The organism is Colwellia polaris, assembly GCF_002104515.1.
GTDB classification, from domain to species: Bacteria; Pseudomonadota; Gammaproteobacteria; order Enterobacterales; family Alteromonadaceae; genus Cognaticolwellia; species Cognaticolwellia polaris.
This window is the reverse complement of record NZ_NBOE01000003.1, coordinates 239622-259290: the sequence shown is the minus strand read 5'-3', so window position 1 is coordinate 259290 and position 19669 is coordinate 239622. Positions and strand designations below refer to the sequence as shown.

The window sequence follows — 19669 nt, the reverse complement described above, 5'->3', positions numbered from 1 at the left end:
GGTCATTAGAGCAATGCAGGAGCATATTGTCGAGCAATAGCAGGCTATTGGGATTGAAAGCAACGTAGATACTGGATATTTAAACCGCTTTAGAATGATCGATTGTTTATATCAATTGGTATAATTAGCACTTGAAGAGGCCTGTAGATTCACTGTAATCTACAGGCCTCTTTTGTTTTGGATACATTCTATGAAATTCTCTATTCGTCTTTTAGCCATTTTAAGTTGTATTGTACAGCTCTCATGGCTTCAATCAGCTAACGCAGAAGTTAGCGACGCATTAACTTATGCTAATTATGATCAAGTTAAAATCAGCCATCTTTATTTGGATCTTGATGTTGATTTTGATAAAAAATCTTTAAAAGGTTTTGCTGAATTAAGCCTGAATTGGCTAAATGATGATGCTGTTGATGTAATTCTAGATACACGCGATCTTGAAATCCATCGTGTAATGGCTAAAAATTCGAATGACCAGTGGGTAAAGTTATCTTACAAACTGGCTAAGCGTGACGATGTAATGGGCTCTAAACTGACCATAGCAACCACATTTAAAACTCCAACAATTAGAGTGTATTATAACTCGCTACCACAAGCCTCTGGCTTACAGTGGTTGTCGCCTGAGCAAACGGCCGGTAAAAACAAGCCATTTATGTTTAGTCAAAGCCAAGCTATTCATGCCCGCTCTTGGATACCTGTGCAAGATACACCAAGTGTGCGCATGACCTACAACGCTCGCATAACTACCAGTGATGATTTACTGGCGGTAATGAGTGCTGATAACACACCCGATACAGCGCGAGATGGCGATTATTCGTTTGCTATGCCACAAGCTATTCCTGCTTACTTAATTGCTATCGCCGTGGGCGATTTAGAATTTAAAGCCATGAGTAAGCAAACAGGTATTTATGCTGAGCACTATATTTTAGATAGAGCTGTGGCTGAATTTGACGATACGCAAGTGATGATTGATGAAACTGAAAAGCTTTTTGGTGCTTATCGTTGGGGCCGTTATGATCTTTTAATACTACCGCCTAGTTTTCCTTTTGGTGGTATGGAAAATCCTCGCTTATCATTCATTACCCCAACCGTTGTTGCTGGTGATAAAAGCTTAGTTAACTTGATTGCCCATGAATTAGCTCACTCTTGGTCAGGTAACCTAGTAACGAACGAAAGCTGGCGTGATCTTTGGTTAAACGAAGGTTTTACCAGCTATGTTGAAAACCGTATTATGGAAGCAGTATTTGGCGCTGACAGAGCACTAATGGAACGCGCTTTAGATGCACAAAACTTAAGTTATGAAATTGCAGAGTTAGCGCCAGGTGATACTCAACTGTATATTGATCTAGAAGGACGTGATCCTGATGATGCTTTCTCTGGTGTACCTTATACTAAAGGGCAGTTATTTTTAGTGTATTTAGAGGAAAAATTTGGCCGCGATAAATTTGATACTTTTATCATGCAATATTTTGATGATCATGCATTTCAAAGTTTAGGTACAAAGAATTTTGTTATTTATTTAAAAGAGAATTTAACCCATAAATTCCCTAACATTGTTAGCGATACCGAGCTTAATGAGTGGATTTACGAGCAAGGTTTACCTGCTTACACGCCTAAGCCACGCTCAAATGCTTTTGTAAAAATTGATAATATTATTTCAAAATGGACTAACGACCAACTTGAGTTAGCGCAAATTCCAACCAAAAAATGGACCTTGCATGAATGGCTGCATTTTGTAAATAACTTACCGTTAAACATTTCAAATGAACGTATGAAGAGTTTAGATGCAGCATTTAATTTAACTAACAGTACAAACGCAGAAGTTGCTCATGCATGGTATTTACTGGCATTACGTTCTGGTTATGACGCTGTTTACCCGGCTATGGGCAAATATTTAGAGTCGATAGGGCGTCGTAAATTAATTGTTCCTTTGTATAAAGAACTTGCTACATCTGCGAAAGGCAAAGCCTGGGCTCAAGCCGTTTATGAAAAAGCGCGACCTGGTTACCATCCACTAGCCCAAGGCACAGTAGATGCTATTTTATTAAAGTAAATTAGTTTGAACCGCTTAATCGGCCTAAGGTATTTAGCTTGGCTTATATTGTATTAGGTAAGGTTAAGTTGGTTCAGTTTCTGTTTTATCGGTTAGTTTTAGTTATAACCGCTAAAACATTTAGCTCAAAAAAAACATCGCAAATAGCGATGTTTTTTTATATCGGTAAAACAATAAGAAATTTAAGTGAAGAACTTAAGGTTGCTTATCAACAATAACATCAACTTGTCGCATTTTATTTTGCGGTGAAATAACAACACGTATTTGCTGCTTCCCTTGTCGATAATTCAACGTTAAACGTCCGCGCTTTCGTTCGCGATCTTCAGGTTCGCCGTAACTTTTATTGTAAAAATCTATCACGCTATCTTCTGAATAAGCGGTAAAGTAATTAATCACCGCAGGCATTTTGTCGTCAAACTTAGCAAATACACGTGCATCCTCGATAACAGGAATATTAACTTTATCCATCATTTTATCAACTGTACTCGTGGTCTGAGCGCTACTGCTAAAACTCATCATAAGTAGAAGTAAAGCAGGAGATAAAATTAAACTTTTTGGCATAAAACGCAATGCTGGCATCACCAGTTCCTTTTAAGTTTTCGGTGTTATTTAAATTTTAAGCACAGTTCTTAAGCGTGCTATGTAAAGTACTAATAGTATCTTGAGTGTGCACTTTGCTGAATTTACTGTCAAATTTTACTAAAAATAGCGAGTTTATATGGTGGTTTAATTTTAACCGTACGATCAAACAAGCAACAAAATTCGTATAGTACGTAAACTTATTGTTCAAAAGTTACTAAGGTACTGATTATTATTTGATTTACTATGCACGGTCAACAAATTCATCGCGGTAATGATCGACCCACAGCGCGGTAGCGCCACAAATTGCGACAGGCATAACCACTAAGTTGACTATTGGGATCATTGAGAAAACGGCAGTGGTTATGCCAAAGCTGTAACTTAACCCTTGGCGTTTTTTCAATGCTTGGCGCATTCGAGTAAAGCTAATTTTGTGATTATCAAAGGGATAATCTTTATATTGTACGGCCATCATCCAAGCAAGAAATAGAAACCAAAGTATTTGGCCCACAACCGGTAAAATCCAATAAAGTAAAAAGAAACCAGCAGCTCGGGGTAAGTAATAGCCTAGTTTACTTACTTCACGGCTTAGTGTTCTTGGAATATCTTTTACCACATCAAAGGCGCTACCATCGTGTAATGGTTTATCGGTTAATAAAGCTTCAATTTTTTCTGAAAGCAAACCGTTAAAAGGGGCTGCTAACCAATTCGCTACAGAGCTGAAAATAAATGAAAACACCACTAAAATAAACAGTATTGCTAATGGCCAAATAAAGTTACTGAGCCAAGCAAACGAGTCACCAAGCCAATCTTCTAGGGTCAACATGTAACCTTCTAGCTGTAAAAACATATAGTAAAATGCATAGCTAAACAGCACTAAATTTACCGATAAAGGGATAAATACAAAGCGACGAATCCCCGGCGTACGGATCAATTCAAAGCCTTTGATAAAGTATCCGGCTCCACCGTTTGCTAAATGAGGTTTGCTATTATTGTTCATTGTTGTTTTATTAACCTAACTAGTTGATATTCATAGCACGATTATAGGATCCTTATCATGATATGAACAGTATTGTGATGTTACAAAATACATCAATCTCTGTTACAGTGGCGGCAGTTACTGATGTTTAATATTAATTCTATTGGTTTATAAATGCTTTTTGAATGTTTCTTAAGTGATTTATAAAGCTTTAACCTTTAGATACTTTGATTAGGTTTTTCGATTTAATGCGACTCAAGCATATAAAATTGGCAGGTTTTAAATCCTTTGTCGATCCCACCAAAGTCCCCTTTGAACAACAAATGACAGCCATTGTTGGGCCAAATGGTTGCGGAAAATCAAATATTATTGACGCCGTGCGTTGGGTTTTAGGCGAAAGCTCAGCAAAAAATTTGCGTGGCGAAGCCATGACCGATGTTATTTTTAATGGTGCCGCTAGCAGAAAACCCATTGGCCAAGCCAGTGTTGAACTTGTGTTTGATAACACACAAGGTCGCATACAAGGTAATATGGCTGATCGTACAGAAGTCTCAGTGCGTCGATTGGTTAACCGTGAAAGTGTCAATACTTACTTTTTAAATGGTACTAAGTGTCGACGTCGTGATATTACCGATATATTTTTAGGCACGGGTTTAGGGCCTCGCAGTTATGCTATTATTGAGCAGGGTACTATTTCACGCTTAATAGAGTCTAAACCTCAAGAGTTACGTATATTTATTGAAGAAGCGGCTGGCATTTCTAAATATAAAGAACGCCGTAAAGAAACAGAAACTCGAATTCGTCATACTCGCGAGAACTTAGCACGACTTAATGACATTCGACTTGAGCTGGATGTGCAAATTGATAAGTTGCATCAGCAAGCACAAGCGGCCAAACGCTTTCGTACGCTAAAACAACAAGAACGTAAATATAAAGCTGAGCTAGCAGTTTTACGCTGGCAAAAGTTTGATCAACAACGCGAACAGCATCAAACACGCATAGTTTCACTCGAAAACTCAGTGGCTAGCCAAAATGCTGAGCAAAGTCAGAATGATGTTTTGATCATCGAACTAAAAACGACAATAAATTCATCAAATGACAACAATCAAACATTACATCAACAAAAGCTAAATCTAACCCAAGATATAGCTCGTGCAGAGCAGCAAGTTAAATACTTAAAAGAGCAATCAGAAAAAACTCAAAATGATAACGAGTTAACTCAACAACAATTGGTCAATGCACAGCAATTAATTTTGGCCGAACAAACGCAGCTGCAATTATGTAATACGCAATTGAATGAACAACAGCCGGAGTTACAAAAAATAGAAACGGCTTTAACTGCTTGCCAAAAAGAATTAGCACAGCAACAAGCACAGCAAAAAGATTTACAAAGCTTGTGGCAACAACAACAGAAAAAGCATAATGAAAGCCAAGAGCAAAAAATAACACTGCACGCGAATATTACCCAACAAGAAACGATTATTGAGCATGTAGAGCAACAAATAATTCAATTACGTGAGCAAATAGACTTACAGCCTGAAGTTGATAACAACGAAGTACATCCGTTACAAAAACAAAAGAAAAACGTTTTCGCTGCCTTAACAGCGCTTAGAAATAAGCAAAGTGAGTTAACCGAGAAAGAAGCTAAGTTGCAAACAACCGCTAGTCAGCTTAATCAACAATTTGCTGTCGCTTCAGCTCAATATACCGTTAACCATGAAAAAATTGCCGACTTACAGCTTAAACTATCTGACAAGTCACCTTGGAGTGAAAAACAGGCTTTATGGCTGACTAAGCAAAATATGGCCGATGTTGTTTCATTGCAAAATCAGTTAACTGTTGAGAATGGCTGGGAAAAAGCCACTGAAGTTGTTTTGTCTCACTGGTTAGCAGGGCACGTAATAAATACCTTACCTGACGCTGATGGCGAAGGTAATTTAAGTGTAAATAATTTATCTTTTGTTTATCAAAAGATTGAGCAAAGCGCTGGGCATAAAGAAGTAGCGATAAAAGCAAATACTTTAGCCAGTAAAGTTAATGGTGTTAAGGTATTAACGGGTTACTTCAATGGTATTTTTCTTGCGGATAATTACCTTGAAGCCAAACAAAAATTATCAACTTTGGCGAGCCATGAAAGTATCATTTGTCCAGACGGTACCTGGTTACACCATTATAGGTTAACCAAAGGAAAGCTTGAACAAGGTTATGATTTTATTAGTTTGCAACGTCAACTGGCAATTGAGCAAAAGGCACTAGAAAAACTACTTCAAAGCCAAGCAGATATCGAGCAACAACAAAATATAACGGCAGAGCAATTAGCTTCACTAATCAATGAAAAAAGCGTTAATGTTGAAAGTGTTGAAGAACATCAGGTGAAGTTAAATGAAATTGAAAATACAATTTCACTTAACGCTCAGGCACAACAGCAACAACAGCAGCAGCAACATAAATTAACAGAAGAATTAGCCGCGCTTTGTAAAAGAGAAGTAGCCGCGAAACAGAAACTACTTGAATTTCAAGAACAGTTAACGCAAAGGTTTGATGAAACAGAACATAATGTTGACGGCTTTTCAGAGCAACAAACACTGTTGCAACAAAGCATAGAGGCTATACAAGATCGAAGCCAAACGTTACACCAAAGTAGGCATCAGATGAGCTTAGTGGTTGAGCAGCTGAAAAGTCAGCGCTTACAGCGTGAACAAAGTATTCGTTCAAATCAAGAAAACGTTAATTTACTCACTCAAAGATTAACCAGCAATAGCAAAGTTTTTACTGATAATAGCCAACCCATTCAACAGTTTGAGCAGCAATTACCACAATGGTTAGATAACTTAACTGCGATAAATGAAAAGCTGCAATTTAATCAAAAAACCTTGAATGATAGTCAAACACGTTTGGCTGAGCTAGAAATACAGCAAAAGACTAGCCAAAATAAAATTAGTAATCTCAATGAACAACTGGCGCGTTTAAAACTCGATAGTGAGGGCTTTAAATTACGGGCAGAGAGCGCATTAGAAGTTCTAGCTGAATTAAAGCAAAATATTGAAAGTGTGATCCAAGCAATGCCAGAAAACGCGAAAGAATCTATTTGGCAAGCACACTTAATTAAGTTAGCTAAAGATATTCAACTGTTAGGAGCAATAAATTTAGCTGCTATTGAAGAGTATGAAACACAATTTGAGCGTAAAAGTTATCTTGACCAACAAGATCAAGACCTTAATAATGCCATTACGACATTAGAAGCGGCTATTGCTAAAATAGATAAAGAAAGTCGTCATAAATTTAAACTAACCTTTGATCAGGTTAATAAAGACCTGCAGGTGCTATTTCCTAAGGTCTTTGGTGGTGGTCAAGCATATTTAGCGCTAACAGGTGAAGACCTACTGGAAACAGGGGTTACCATCATGGCTAGACCACCAGGGAAAAAAAATAGCACAATTCATCTATTATCTGGTGGAGAAAAAGCGCTGACCGCATTATCATTGGTGTTCGCGATTTTTCGGTTGAATCCAGCTCCATTTTGTTTACTTGATGAAGTGGATGCACCTTTAGATGATGCAAATGTCAGTCGTTTTTGTAATCTAGTGCGAGAAATGTCGCAAACAGTGCAATTTATATATATAAGCCATAATAAAATAGCTATGGAGATGGCGTCACATTTAACCGGAGTTACCATGTTTGAACCAGGTGTTTCACGTATGGTAGCGGTTGATATTGACGAAGCAATCGCCATGGCAGAAGTATAAGAATAGGTTAAGTAATGGAAGATAACTTCAGAAATACATTAATTATTATCAGTGCTATCGTAATAGCAGCAATTTTCATTCATGGTTACTGGACTATCAGAAAGCAAAAGAATCCTTATAAATTAAAAGCTAAGGCAGAACCGATAGTGCACGAAACCCGTGGGTTTGACGGCTCGGGCTTTGATCAAGACGGGGTTAGTAAACCCAAAGTTGTTGGTGCTAATACTTTAAAAAATGGTGCTTCAGTAAAATCTCACCAGCTTGAAGGTCGCGCAGATTTTCATAGCGATGAACCTATGCCTTTGGATATACCTCCTCAAAGTTTTGAAGAAAAAGCACCTGTTCAAACCGATAACTTTGGCGAGTTACTCAATAATACCGAAGCTGTGCCTGAGCATTTAAAACAACAAGCATTATCAGACGCGCCAAATTACGAAGAAGACTTATTCCCCGAAACGTCACCTAACCTACAAGAGATCGAAGAAGTTACTGAAAACGTTACTGACGAGATTACTGAAGAAGCTATTGAAGAAGTTATCGTTAAAAAGCCCGTTTATTCTGAGCCGGTATATCAACAACCTGTTACTCAAGCAAAGCCAGAAATATTGACTAATAAGCCAGTTGCTCGCAAACAAAGTGTGCGTAAACCAGTTGTTAAACGTAATCAAATGGAAATTAACTTTGAAGACGAGACTGTAACCGATATGCCGAGCATGTCAGCGACCAATGAAAATAAAAAAGCTGCACCTGTAGTGCAAGAGCCGCAAGTTATCGTACTTTCAGTGGTTATGCCAGAAGGGCGCACCATGTCGGGTGCTGCGTTATTGCCATCATTACTGACTTTAGGCATGAAATACGGTGAGATGAACATTTTTCATCGTCATCAAGACAATGCCGGCAATGGTAAAGTAACCTTTAGCTTAGCCAATATGATGAACCCTGGAACCTTTAATTTAGACGATATAGAGAATTTTAGTACCCAAGGTATTACACTCTTTATGACCTTACCTAATCCTGGTGATGCGTTTGAAGTGTTTGAGCAAATGTTAAATGCAGCAAAACAGTTAGCTGTAGAGTTTCGTGGCCAATTACTTGATCACAAACGCAGTGTAATGACAAAACAAACAGAGCAACATTATATTGGCCTAATTCGCGAATTTGAACGCAAAAGTCGAATCGGTTTATTGTAATCTTAAACTCGTTAAACCTACCGTCAACAATGTGTTTAAACACATAAATCAACACTGTTGACGGTAAATTACTCACCTTCAAAGTAAATAAACCTTATGTCTGAACAAACCGTTATTAATCGAATTACCGAAATTTGTCAGTTAATCAGTCACTATAACCACCAATATTACGTGCTTGATGAACCCAGTGTACCTGATGCAGAGTATGATCGATTAATGCGTGAGTTAATCACTTTAGAAACACAGCACCCTGAATTAAAAACTATTGATTCCCCTAGCCAAAAGGTTGGTGGCGTAGCGCTAAAATCATTTAGTCAAGTAACTCATCAATTGCCTATGTTGTCGTTAGATAATGTGTTTTCTGAACAAGAATGGCTGGCATTTGTTAAACGTTTAGGCGATCGATTAACTCGTGGTGGTGTTAAGTCAACGCTCGATTTTGCGATTTGTGCCGAGCCAAAGCTTGATGGTTTAGCAGTAAGTATACGCTATGAAAAAGGTGTTTTTGTGCAAGCGGCAACACGCGGTGATGGCATGGTTGGTGAAAATATTACCGAAAATGTTCGTACCATAAAATCGATCCCATTGCGTTTGCAAGGGCAGAGTTTCCCTGATGTGTTAGAAGTTCGTGGTGAGGTTTTTATGCCTAAAGCGAGCTTTGAAGCACTAAATAAACAAGCGATTAAAAAGGGCGATAAAGCATTTGCTAACCCAAGAAATGCTGCCGCAGGAAGTTTACGACAGTTAGATTCTAAAATTACTGCTAAGCGAAACCTAGCGTTTTATGCCTACGGTATTGGTTTTGTTGGCGCTATGCCTAAGACTGATGATTTAGCAGAAAATGCCGTGGCAAGTATTGATGAAAGCTGGCTTGCTAGCTCTCATTACCAGCGTTTATGTCAAATTAAAGCGTTAGGTTTACCTATGTGTCCTGAAGTTCGCTTGTTAAAAAATGCCAAAGAGGTAGAGGCATTTTATCAAGATATTCTCCAGCAACGTGAAAGCTTAAGTTATGAAATCGACGGTACTGTATTTAAAGTAGATGACATTGCACTGCAAGAAAAGCTTGGTTTTGTAGCACGAGCACCACGTTGGGCTACCGCTTATAAATTTCCAGCTCAAGAAGAATTAACCATTCTCGAATCTGTAGATTTTCAAGTTGGCAGAACCGGCGCAATAACGCCAGTTGCACGCTTAAAGCCAATATTTGTTGGCGGTGTTACGGTGAGTAATGCCACGTTACATAATCAAGATGAAATCGACCGCTTAGGTATTCAAATAAACGACACGGTAATTATTCGCAGAGCGGGTGACGTTATACCGCAAATTGTTAGTGTGGTTATTGAACGACGCCCTGAAAATGCAGCCGTTATTGTTTTTCCAAGCGAATGCCCGGTATGCCAATCGGCAGTATTAAAAGCCGAAGGCGAAGCGGTTTTACGATGCACTGGCGGTTTGTATTGTCAGGCACAACGCAAAGAAGCGATAAAACATTTTGCTTCACGTAAAGCTTTAGATGTTGATGGTTTAGGTGATAAATTGGTCGAGCAGTTAGTCGATGAAGGTTTGATTAAAACGCCAGCAGACTTATTTAAATTAACCGAACTTGATGTAAGTACCATGGAGCGCATGGGGCAAAAATCTGCGACTAATTTAATTAAAGGTCTAGACGCCGCTAGAGCAACAACCTTAGCAAAGTTTATCTACGCATTAGGCATTAGAGAAGTAGGAGAAACAACGGCGGCAAACTTAGCGCAATACTTTTTAAATTTTGCGGCGATAAAATCTGCAAGCGCAGAGCAATTACAACAAGTGCCTGACGTTGGTGTTATAGTCGCAAAAAACATCGTTAACTTTTTTGCTGAAGAGCATAATGTTGAAGTAGTTAAAGAGCTTGAAGGTATTATGTCTTGGCCAGATATAGAACGTAAAAGTGATGACGAGTTACCGTTAAAAGATCAGACATTTGTGTTAACGGGCACCTTAAGTAAAATGGGTCGTAATGAAGCTAAAGCTGCTTTGCAAGCCTTAGGCGCTAAGGTGTCGGGTAGCGTTTCTGCAAAAACAAATTATTTAGTTGCGGGTGAAAAAGCAGGTTCTAAACTAGTAAAAGCGCAAGACCTTGGGGTGAGCGTGTTAACGGAAGATGAGATGATTGCACTACTCGGCTAAACTAAGCTAAGTTAAACTAAGCTAAGTTAAACTAAACAGTTAAGTGTTAAGTAATAAACTAGCCAAGCTGTTATATAGCTAACCGAATAAATGCATAAAGAAACAATATTATTGGCAAGGGTAATAAAACTGTAAATAGTATTGTTTCACACCATTCAATGGTTCGATAAAACTTAAACCAAGCAATATTTTCTTCTCGGGTTGATGGCAGTACCCCAAAGAAAAACATAAATGCCGCTACCACTAAGCTTTCAATGGCAATAAATAAAATTAGAATCGCAATCCAAACTAAAACACTCGGTGTTTTTAACTGAATTTGTGACTGTAAGCCAATAAATAATACAAAGAAAAAACAACTCCAAGCTAAAAGCTGCCATTTAAATCGACCAAATGTAATAGCAATATAATTAAAAAGTTCTGGACTGATAGAAGAAAGCATTAAATAAAAAGCAGCTCCTGCTGGATATTTTTAAAGAAAGAAAACCAAAATTGTCAACAAGCGAGATAAAACACATTGTCAAACGACAAATGTAGTTTTGTAATATTGATAAACATTAACAAAATCTAGTATATCTATTAACGCGATGAAATGTCAGTGTTAGTATGATACCAGAGAATAAAAATTTAGCTTTTGTTTAGTCGTTAAGGTAATTTTTGACATACGGGCGACCAATCTTAAAGTCGTAAATAACCTGAACTCTTGATAAGCAGCACTCATTATCCAAAGTTCAGGTTAAATATTAATTTGAATATTTGATCTTAACAGTATCATCTTAAACGCATCAATTTGCATGCATCATGAATCTAGGTAATAGAATGAACATTAATTTAAAACTTATCGGTATTTTTAGCCTCAGTGCTACGTTAACTGTTACAAGTATTGCAATAAATGCAGTTGAAGCTGTTAGCGTTCAACAAGGCAAAGCCGCTTTAACATCAACAGACAAAACATTGTTACACTCTGCTGAAGTTAACGACATTAAAACTAAGGTTAAAAATATTAATTTAGAAGTGCTATCTAAACCAATGTCACCAATGGCAACAAAAGAAAAAAATACCCCCTTAGCTAGAGCATTAGCCCAGTCTGAAAACGCAGCGGAACAAAGTCCATTAAACGCAGATAAAACATTGAATTTAGAGATCAGTGAGCTTAAAGATAATAGTGGTTTAGTCTACTTAGGGGGCAAGGTTTCTGCAGCCGATCTCGACGCATATTTAGCGCAAATGAAAACAGATCTAGGCGAGTCGCAATTTAGCATTTTTCGCCAACATCAAGCTGCTCGTGATCACCAAACTTTTCACGTAACACTAGTAAACCCTTATGAATATCAAACCATTGACAAAGAAAATTTTGAAATGCCAAATCAGTTTCGTGTTGTGTTACAGGGGTTAGGAAAGGTTGAAAAGGAAGATAAAAAAGCATATTTCGTTGTTGCTTCTTCGCCTGACGGACAGTTTATTCGCCAAGGTTTATTGTTAAAAAATAAAGACTTTCATGTAACTTTAGGCTTTTATCCTGAAGATGTTTTTGGCGTAAGCAAAGGTCGAGACACGCTAATTCACAAATAAATTTCATTACTTTTAATTTATATAATTGTGATACATTTGTGATAACTCTGTGAAAGTTTAGCAATGTTTTCTTTGCATACTGAATGTGAAATCATTTAGTCAACAAGGGAAACTTATGAAACTTATTAAAACCGCAGCAGCAATTGCATTAGCTTGCTCAAGCTCAGCGCTAATGGCGCAAACTATTCAAATTGAAATAACAAATCTAACTCATGCGCAACACTTTACACCACGCTTAGTAATAGCGCATGACAATTCAGTTGATGCTTTTGAACCCGGTGTTGAAGCGTCTTCAGCTTTAGCATGGTTAGCGGAAGCGGGTGTAATCGACGATGCTCAAAATCCAGATTCTTCAGGACAAAATTTTGAAGCGCTTTTAGGCCCTGTTGATACTGATAACACAAGCAACACTTGGCACCGTTTTGGTGGTTTAGTACCGCCATCATCATCGTTAAGCTATCCATTTGACACCATGGATAAGCCTTACCTCTCTATCTTATCTATGTTGATCCCGACAAACGATGCTTTTGTTGGTTTAGATAGCGTAAAAATTCCAACAGAGCCAGGAACTTATACCTACATGCTCCATGCATATGATGCAGGCACAGAATTAAATGATGAATTAAACAGCATGCGTACTGATATTGTTGAGCAAGGTGGCACACCTCTTGGTGGTTACGGTGCGCCAGGTGTAGCCGGTGCTGGTGCATCTCCAGTGCCATTAGGGGTTGGTGGAACAGGCGTTGCAGTTAAAGTTGGCTTTGCACAAGACGGTACAGCCATTGGTGCAAATGAAGTGGTTGATGGTACCGATGGTCCAGTTCATATTCATCGAAATATTTTAGGCGACACTAGCCTTACTGACGGCGCTAGTGATTTAATATCAACAGAACATCGTTGGTTAAACCCAGTTGCGCGCGTAACCATTACCATCCCAGCATCTTAATTTAGGGAGTATAGATCATGAATATGAACAAATTAACGTTAGCTTTACTGCCTTTAGTTGCAGTTTTAGCTACTGGCTGTGGTGGCGATGATGGCGATAACGGCGCGACAGGTCCAGCAGGAGTTGCAGGTGTAAATGGTACGAATGGTACTGACGGTGTTGATGGCACAAATGGTAGTGACGGTATAAATGGCAATCTTGCTGTTTTCACTGTGCAACTGACCAACTTAACTTATGCTCAGCCATTTTCACCTGCAGCAATTGTATTACATGAACCTGGCTTTAACACTTTTATCGATGGTGAAAGCGCGAGCTTAGGTTTAGAGCAACTAGCAGAAGCAGGAGACCCATCTGGAGTTATGTCGGAAGCTTTAGCTGCCACACAATATTTAGATGCAGTAACCACCGATGGTGCTACGCCACCTAAATCTATTGGAGGTGCTACAACTCTTTTAGTGCCGCTTTTAGATGTTGACGATTTGCGCCTTAGCTTAACCACTATGTTAGTTAACACGAACGACGCCTTTACCGGCTTAAATGCCGCTGACATCAGTAATATGGACGTTGGTCAGTCAATCAGTTTTATGGCACCTAGTTGGGATGCTGGCACCGAGGCAAATACTGAAACCGCTGATACTATACCAGGACCAGCAGCAGGAGCGGCAGGTGGTGGCGGTGCAAGTGCAGGTTTTAGTGCAGTGCGTGACGATCTTTTTGACCTTGTGCACTTTCATCAAGGCGTTGTTACTAATGAAAACGCAACTGATGCGAGTAAAGAAGGGTTAAGTAGCTCAATACTCACCGAAGCTGACCGCTGGGATAACCCGACAGCGCGAATAGTTGTAACACGAACGCGTTAAAAACTAGTGGGATATCAATAAGGTTTACTACATTGTTTCAATGGTTATTTATGGATGCAATTGTAAGTAAGCTAATTTATCTCGCTTTATTAGTAAAACGACGAAAGTATTTCTGCGCTGACATGTTCTTATAAACAGGGCGCAGAAATATATCGAATTTTTCTATTTGTAAGCTTAAAGTCTATACACGAAATTAATGTTCTTTTTCTTACCATTAAAGTAGATCTAATCTGTGCCAAGTTCTTATTAAAAATATAATAACGGAGCAGAACATGGATACTATTTTGGTCGTTGAAGACGAACAAGATATTGCTGATTTAATAACCTTAAATTTGCAAGAAATAGGCTTAACGGTTGAGCATTGCCTAACAGGTGAGCAAGCATTAGAGCAACTGGCAAAGAACTCCTACGATTTAGTCATGCTTGATGTAATGTTGCCTGGCAAATCTGGTTTAGATGTTTGCCGACAACTTCGCGAACAAAAACCCGAACAGGTTATTTTAATGGTAACTTCAAGAAACAGTGAAATTGATCGTGTACTTGGCCTTGAGCTAGGTGCTGACGATTATATGACTAAACCTTTTAGTGTTAGGGAGCTACAAGCAAGAGTACGCAGCCAATTACGTCGGGTGCATTTGTTATCAAAAATTAGCCAACAACAAGTTGAGCAGCAATCACCAGAACAATATGTAACCTTAGGCACACTTAAAATAGACTGCATGTCACATTTAGTTACGCTCAAGGGGAATAGTATTGAACTGACCTCAACTGAATTTGATTTACTTTTATATTTAGCTTCTCATCCTGATCAAGTGTTTACTCGTGAGCAGCTGTTAAGTTCAGTATGGGGCTATCACCATAGTGGTTACGAGCATACAGTAAATTCGCACATTAATAGACTACGTAATAAAGTAGAAACTAACGCCACTAAACCGGCCATTGTGCAAACTGTTTGGGGTGTAGGATATAAACTTTGCCGCCAAGGCGTTGCCGCGTGAGACTATCACTTTACCACCGACTTTCGTTATCACTTTTAGTGGTTTTTATTGTCATCATTAGTGTATTTTTTGTTTGGGCAGAACATTTAGAGCAAAAAACACGTTATGAATCTGAACAAAATTTACATCTTTCGCTAGCTGCTAATTTAGCCCGCGATAATCCTCTGTTACAAGAAGGCGCATATGATCACCAAGCCCTAAAAAACCTTTTTCATACCTTAATGGTATTAGGACCTGCATTTGAGTTTTATTTTGTTGATCCTAACGGGGTTATTTTAACGCATTCTATTACGCCATCATTAATTAAGCGCGACCGTATTGATTTAACCCCCTTAATTCAGTTAACACAAAACCAAATAAGTTTGCCTATTTATGGCGACGATCCTCAGCATAAAAGTCGTAAAAAAATATTTTCAGCAGCCCCAGTTTTTAGTGGTAGTGAGTTAATCGGCTACTTATATGTCATTGTTACTGGCGAACGTTATGAGACTGCGTATAACCGTGTCGATTCAGACCGGCAAGCAGAGCTTTCCATGGTAATGTTAGTCGGCGCTTTGGTATTTCTTTTTATTGTCATGTTAGGGATTTTTTATTATTTTACTCGACCACTTCGTCGTCTTAACCATGATATGCAGTTATTAAAAAATGCAGGCTTTGACAAGTCAGCGTTAGCTTTAACATCATGGATGCCCAACAGCAGTAATGAAGTACATCAGCTCGGAGTAGCTTTTGAAGAAATGGTGAATCAAATAAACGAGCAATTTACTCAATTACAACAAAGCGATGTTCACCGAAGAGCGTTATTGGCCGATATTTCTCATGATCTGCGAACGCCTTTGTCATCATTACAAGGCTATATTGAAATGATAGCCGATAAAGACACGACCATAACCGCACAAACTAGAGAAAAGTACATTAATATCGTGCTGAAAAATACCCTGCAATTAAAGTTACTTATTGATCAAATATTTGAGCTGACTCATCTTGAAGGTGGGCAAGTTACTTTAAACTTTGAAACATTTAACCTTGCTGAATTACTTTACGATATTATGGCTAAATTCAGCTTACAGACTCATGCTAAAAATATTGATATTTCTGTAGTGCCGAGCAGTTCGTATACTCAAGTTCGAAGTGACATTGCCAAGCTTGAACGCGTGATCAGTAATTTATTAGAAAATGCTATTCGTCATACCCGTAATAATGGCAAAATTGTATTAATTATCGAAGAAATTAACCACACGCAATGCAAGCTGATTATTTCAGATAATGGCACAGGCATAAAAGCAGAAGAGCTTTCGTATATATTCGACACTCGTTATCGAGCCAGTAACGCTATACAAGATAATAATAAACATACCGGTTTAGGCTTAGCCATCACTAAAAAGCTATTAGAGTTACTAAAATCTGATATCAAGGTAAAAAGCACTTTGGGTGAGGGCACAGAGTTTTCGTTTAATTTGCGACGAGAATCCCCATAGAATAAAGCAAATGATTAAACTATTTGTGTTTTAATCAAACTCAATGTCCCTACGATAAAGCGCTTAATTATCTTCATAACAGCTTATTTTTAATAAAAAATAGATATTTAATTTTTCATTCCTTAGAATAAGTCATTAAGATATTTATTTTAAAGTAAGTTCTTTTCAATAGAGCACTTCTAGGGAATCAAATGAAAATTAAATTGGCAATATGTTTAGCGATAATTACTTTAACGGGTTGTACTAAGTCTTCAACAGGGCGATCACAGTTAATGATGATGTCTGCAGACGAACTGAACAAAATGGGCAGTGCGTCTTTTGAAGAAATGAAAAGCAAAGAAAAACTTAGTCAGTCTGTTGAAATTAATCGTTATGTACAATGTGTTGCTGATGCTATTACGGTAAACGTGCCAAAGTCGGCCCATGATGGTGCATGGGAAGTGGTAGTGTTTGACTCTGAGCAAGTTAACGCTTTTGCCTTACCTGGTGGTAAAATTGGTGTTTATACGGGTATTTTAAAAGTTGCAGAAAACCAAGATCAACTAGGCGCTATTATTGGCCATGAAGTCGGTCATGTAATAGAGCAACACTCGAACGAGCGTTTATCATCAAGCCAAGTTAGCCAAATGGGCCTTTCAATTGTTAGTGTTGTGCTTGAAAGTCAAAATGTTGAAAGTCGTAACATGATGATGGCTGGTTTAGGTCTTGGTGTACAGTATGGCGTATTAATGCCGTATGGTCGTAGTCATGAAAGTGAAGCAGATATTGTTGGACAAGACTTAATGGCAAAATCAGGTTTTGATCCAAAAGGTAGTATAAAGCTTTGGGAAAATATGGCGAAAAACTCAACGGGTGCGCCACCTGAATTTATGTCTACTCATCCTTCAAACGCAACGCGTATAAAACAGTTAACAGAGCATTTACCTAAATCATTACCGATTTTTAAGAAATCAACAGCGCCAAAATGTAATAGGCCTGTTATTTAGTCTTATTTGAAAGCAATTAACTGAATAACAAAAAGCCCGAACGTTCGGGCTTTTTTGGTATTTTGGGACAGTAAAGGGAATATTATTTTGCTAATTTGATTAATAAGTTGCTTATTTTACTTAGCGAAAGTAACTCAATTATTTAATCCAACGGCTTTTACTTTTTAGTAATTCGCCAAAAAGCAAAGCAAGCGACAAAAAACAAAATCATCGGGTAATAGGCATTTGCCACTACTTCTACAGGGGATATTTTTAACGTCGCGCCAAGTAATAAGGCTTGTGCGCCATAAGGAAGTAACCCTTGGTTTATACAAGCAAAAATATCTAATAAACTGGCAGAATGAGCAGGGCTAAGTTCGCCATCTTTTGCTAAGTTTTTTGCGGTGTCACCGGTAATAATAATAGAAACTGTATTATTTGCGGTGAAAAAGTTACAACAAAATGCTAATGCGCCAATACCAATACCTGAAGCACGCTTTTTATTATTTGGACTAACCTTATTTGTTAAGCGTTCAATACTCGATGTAAGGGCACCTAATCCGCCTTGGCGCTTAATTAACTCGCTTAAACCGCCAATAAATAATGACAAGATAAAGATATCTTGCATGCTAGCAAAGCCTTTATTGATATCACTGACCCAAGTTGCTAGTTGGTAATCATTGTTAAACATGCCAATAAACGCTGCTAAAACAATACCTATAATAAGCACCATAAATACATTCATGCCTGACAGGGCTAAGGCTAAAATAACGATATAAGGTAAGAAGCCTAAAACATCGAGTTCTTGGCTAGCTTCGTGGTTAATCGTAACGCCATTTGCAGCAAGTATTGCTAAACAAATAAGTGCCGCGGGAACAGCAAATTTAAAGTTTACCTTAAATTTATCTTTCATTTGTGCGCCCTGACTGCGAGTCGAGGCTATTGTAGTGTCAGAAATTATAGATAAGTTATCACCAAAAATAGCACCTGATATTATACAGCCAGCAATCAAGCTAGCATCAACATCGGCAGACTCAACAAACCCTAAAGCAATTGGCGCAATCGCTGCAATTGTCCCCATAGAGGTTCCCATCGCCGTAGCTAAAAATGCCGAAACTAAGAATAAGCCTGGTAATAGAAAGTAGTCAGGAAATACCGACAAGCCCAATTGCACGCTAGCATCAACACTACCAGTGGCTTTAGCAACAGATGCAAAAGCGCCAGCGAGCAGATAAATAATACACATGGTGATAATGTTTTGGTGACCAGCTCCTGCTATAAATTGGCTTATTTTCTCGTTAACTGTTTCTTTACCCATGTAAATAGCAAGTAAAATAGCTGGAATAATAGCGATACTTGCGGGAAGTTGGTAAAAAGCAAACTCTGCGCCTTGTAGTGAAAGTACGATACCAGTACCTAAAAATATCGCCAGAAAAACGCCAAAAGGAAGTAGGCTTTTTAAACTTTGCGGTGAACTAGTTTCTTTTAATCGATTGGAAGTCGATGTTGGTAAATTCTTATCGGTCATTAATCTGGTCTTTTTCGTTATTATTTTTAGTCAAAGTAAACAATAACTTTTTCTCAAGAAATGTCTATGTTGGATTGTATTATATGGTGTTTAAAGCTCGTGTCAATCTAGACGTCTAGAAGTTTAAATTGAAAATGTGTCATTAATGAGTAAACTCGAATTATCTAGCGTCTATTTAGGTTAAATACAGTATTCTAGATAGTTTAAAACTAAAAAAGTATCTGAGAAATAATAAGATAAATAATACTGACTCTTTGGACATGTTTGATTTTGTAACGTAAAAAAGTAAGTATTATTTTATAACTTAGAAATAATGTAAGCTAATTCGTGTTACCAACATAGTCGCCACGTATTTTATTAAGATACAAATTATATTAAGAAAGTTACTATATTAATTTGCTATATTGTTATTACCAATATCTATAGTTAGCTACCATTTAATAGCTAGATTTTATCTGTGATATTTTTGGCTTTATTTCATTTTATTCAACCTTATTGTATTTTAGTTACTGTATCTATTGATTAAAGTTTTTCTGTTTTTATCGGGGGAAGTTAATTATTTTTTGTTGAAGGAATTAAAGTAACAAAAAAATATTTTTGTATTACCAA

At 37.8% G+C, this 19669-nt stretch carries 14 protein-coding genes; 10 read left to right on the top strand and 4 right to left on the bottom strand.

Going from position 1 to position 19669, the window contains the following annotated elements; genetic code table 11:
- Positions 1 to 202: 202 nt before the first annotated feature.
- Complete coding sequence (locus B6A32_RS08175; RefSeq protein ID WP_408607666.1) at positions 203 to 2050, top strand: M1 family metallopeptidase; 1848 nt, start codon at positions 203 to 205, stop codon at positions 2048 to 2050.
- Positions 2051 to 2245: 195 nt separating this feature from the next.
- Here B6A32_RS08175 and B6A32_RS08165 read toward each other — a convergent pair whose 3' ends face one another.
- Both B6A32_RS08165 and cysZ read right to left on the bottom strand, forming a co-directional pair.
- Positions 2246 to 2629, bottom strand: coding sequence for a hypothetical protein (locus B6A32_RS08165; protein WP_085302818.1), 384 nt, complete (start codon positions 2627 to 2629; stop codon positions 2246 to 2248).
- A gap of 244 nt (positions 2630 to 2873) precedes the next feature.
- The gene (gene cysZ / locus B6A32_RS08160) at positions 2874 to 3629 is read right to left on the bottom strand and encodes a sulfate transporter CysZ (RefSeq protein WP_085302816.1); all 756 of its coding nucleotides are present in this window, start codon (positions 3627 to 3629) and stop codon (positions 2874 to 2876) included.
- Positions 3630 to 3856: 227 nt separating this feature from the next.
- On the opposite strand from cysZ, the gene smc reads away from it, so the two are divergent.
- The 3 genes from smc (at position 3857) to ligA (ending at position 10716) form a co-directional block, all read left to right on the top strand.
- Complete coding sequence (gene smc / locus B6A32_RS08155; protein WP_085302814.1) at positions 3857 to 7354, top strand: chromosome segregation protein SMC; 3498 nt, start codon at positions 3857 to 3859, stop codon at positions 7352 to 7354.
- Between the two features lie 14 nt (positions 7355 to 7368).
- Positions 7369 to 8544 carry a cell division protein ZipA gene (gene zipA / locus B6A32_RS08150; RefSeq protein WP_085302812.1) on the top strand — a complete coding sequence of 392 codons (1176 nt, stop codon included), beginning with the start codon at positions 7369 to 7371 and terminating at the stop codon, positions 8542 to 8544.
- A 96-nt stretch (positions 8545 to 8640) separates the two neighbouring features.
- Positions 8641 to 10716, top strand: coding sequence for an NAD-dependent DNA ligase LigA (gene ligA, locus B6A32_RS08145; RefSeq protein ID WP_085302810.1), 2076 nt, complete (start codon positions 8641 to 8643; stop codon positions 10714 to 10716).
- Positions 10717 to 10786: 70 nt separating this feature from the next.
- On the opposite strand, the gene B6A32_RS08140 is transcribed toward ligA, so the two are convergent.
- Complete coding sequence (locus B6A32_RS08140; RefSeq protein WP_085302808.1) at positions 10787 to 11155, bottom strand: hypothetical protein; 369 nt, start codon at positions 11153 to 11155, stop codon at positions 10787 to 10789.
- 377 nt (positions 11156 to 11532) lie between these two features.
- On the opposite strand from B6A32_RS08140, the gene B6A32_RS08135 reads away from it, so the two are divergent.
- The 6 genes from B6A32_RS08135 to B6A32_RS08110 all read left to right on the top strand — a co-directional run bounded on the left by B6A32_RS08135 (position 11533) and on the right by B6A32_RS08110 (position 17553).
- Positions 11533 to 12285 (top strand): hypothetical protein, encoded by a 753-nt coding sequence (locus B6A32_RS08135; RefSeq protein ID WP_085302805.1) that lies wholly within the window; start codon positions 11533 to 11535, stop codon positions 12283 to 12285.
- A 115-nt stretch (positions 12286 to 12400) separates the two neighbouring features.
- Positions 12401 to 13231: a spondin domain-containing protein gene (locus tag B6A32_RS08130; RefSeq protein WP_085302803.1), complete on the top strand. Its 831-nt coding sequence runs from the start codon at positions 12401 to 12403 to the stop codon at positions 13229 to 13231.
- Positions 13232 to 13248: 17 nt separating this feature from the next.
- Positions 13249 to 14091, top strand: coding sequence for a spondin domain-containing protein (locus tag B6A32_RS08125; protein ID WP_085302801.1), 843 nt, complete (start codon positions 13249 to 13251; stop codon positions 14089 to 14091).
- Positions 14092 to 14363: 272 nt separating this feature from the next.
- Positions 14364 to 15089: a response regulator transcription factor gene (locus B6A32_RS08120; RefSeq protein ID WP_085302797.1), complete on the top strand. Its 726-nt coding sequence runs from the start codon at positions 14364 to 14366 to the stop codon at positions 15087 to 15089.
- Positions 15086 to 16567, top strand: a complete 1482-nt coding sequence (locus B6A32_RS08115; protein ID WP_085302795.1) for a sensor histidine kinase — start codon at positions 15086 to 15088, stop codon at positions 16565 to 16567. The genes B6A32_RS08120 and B6A32_RS08115 overlap by 4 nt, the downstream gene beginning before the upstream one ends.
- A gap of 191 nt (positions 16568 to 16758) precedes the next feature.
- On the top strand, positions 16759 to 17553 hold the full coding sequence (locus B6A32_RS08110; RefSeq protein ID WP_085302793.1) for a M48 family metallopeptidase: 795 nt from the start codon (positions 16759 to 16761) through the stop codon (positions 17551 to 17553).
- Positions 17554 to 17710: 157 nt separating this feature from the next.
- Here the strand turns inward: B6A32_RS08110 and B6A32_RS08105 are convergent, their stop codons facing one another.
- Positions 17711 to 19060 carry a Na+/H+ antiporter NhaC family protein gene (locus B6A32_RS08105; protein ID WP_085302791.1) on the bottom strand — a complete coding sequence of 450 codons (1350 nt, stop codon included), beginning with the start codon at positions 19058 to 19060 and terminating at the stop codon, positions 17711 to 17713.
- Between the last annotated feature and the right edge of the window lie 609 nt (positions 19061 to 19669).

Bases quoted from the DNA above. Each gene is read 5' to 3' on its own strand.
- B6A32_RS08105 (WP_085302791.1), bottom strand. From the start codon at position 19,060: ATGACCGATAAGAATTTACCAACATCGACTTCCAATCGATTAAAAGAA.
- B6A32_RS08125 (WP_085302801.1), top strand. From the start codon at position 13,249: ATGAATATGAACAAATTAACGTTAGCTTTACTGCCTTTAGTTGCAGTT.
- B6A32_RS08140 (WP_085302808.1), bottom strand. From the start codon at position 11,155: ATGCTTTCTTCTATCAGTCCAGAACTTTTTAATTATATTGCTATTACA.
- B6A32_RS08135 (WP_085302805.1), top strand. From the start codon at position 11,533: ATGAACATTAATTTAAAACTTATCGGTATTTTTAGCCTCAGTGCTACG.
- ligA (WP_085302810.1), top strand. From the start codon at position 8,641: ATGTCTGAACAAACCGTTATTAATCGAATTACCGAAATTTGTCAGTTA.
- B6A32_RS08130 (WP_085302803.1), top strand. From the start codon at position 12,401: ATGAAACTTATTAAAACCGCAGCAGCAATTGCATTAGCTTGCTCAAGC.
- B6A32_RS08120 (WP_085302797.1), top strand. From the start codon at position 14,364: ATGGATACTATTTTGGTCGTTGAAGACGAACAAGATATTGCTGATTTA.
- zipA (WP_085302812.1), top strand. From the start codon at position 7,369: ATGGAAGATAACTTCAGAAATACATTAATTATTATCAGTGCTATCGTA.
- B6A32_RS08110 (WP_085302793.1), top strand. From the start codon at position 16,759: ATGAAAATTAAATTGGCAATATGTTTAGCGATAATTACTTTAACGGGT.
- smc (WP_085302814.1), top strand. From the start codon at position 3,857: ATGCGACTCAAGCATATAAAATTGGCAGGTTTTAAATCCTTTGTCGAT.
- B6A32_RS08165 (WP_085302818.1), bottom strand. From the start codon at position 2,629: ATGCCAGCATTGCGTTTTATGCCAAAAAGTTTAATTTTATCTCCTGCT.
- cysZ (WP_085302816.1), bottom strand. From the start codon at position 3,629: ATGAACAATAATAGCAAACCTCATTTAGCAAACGGTGGAGCCGGATAC.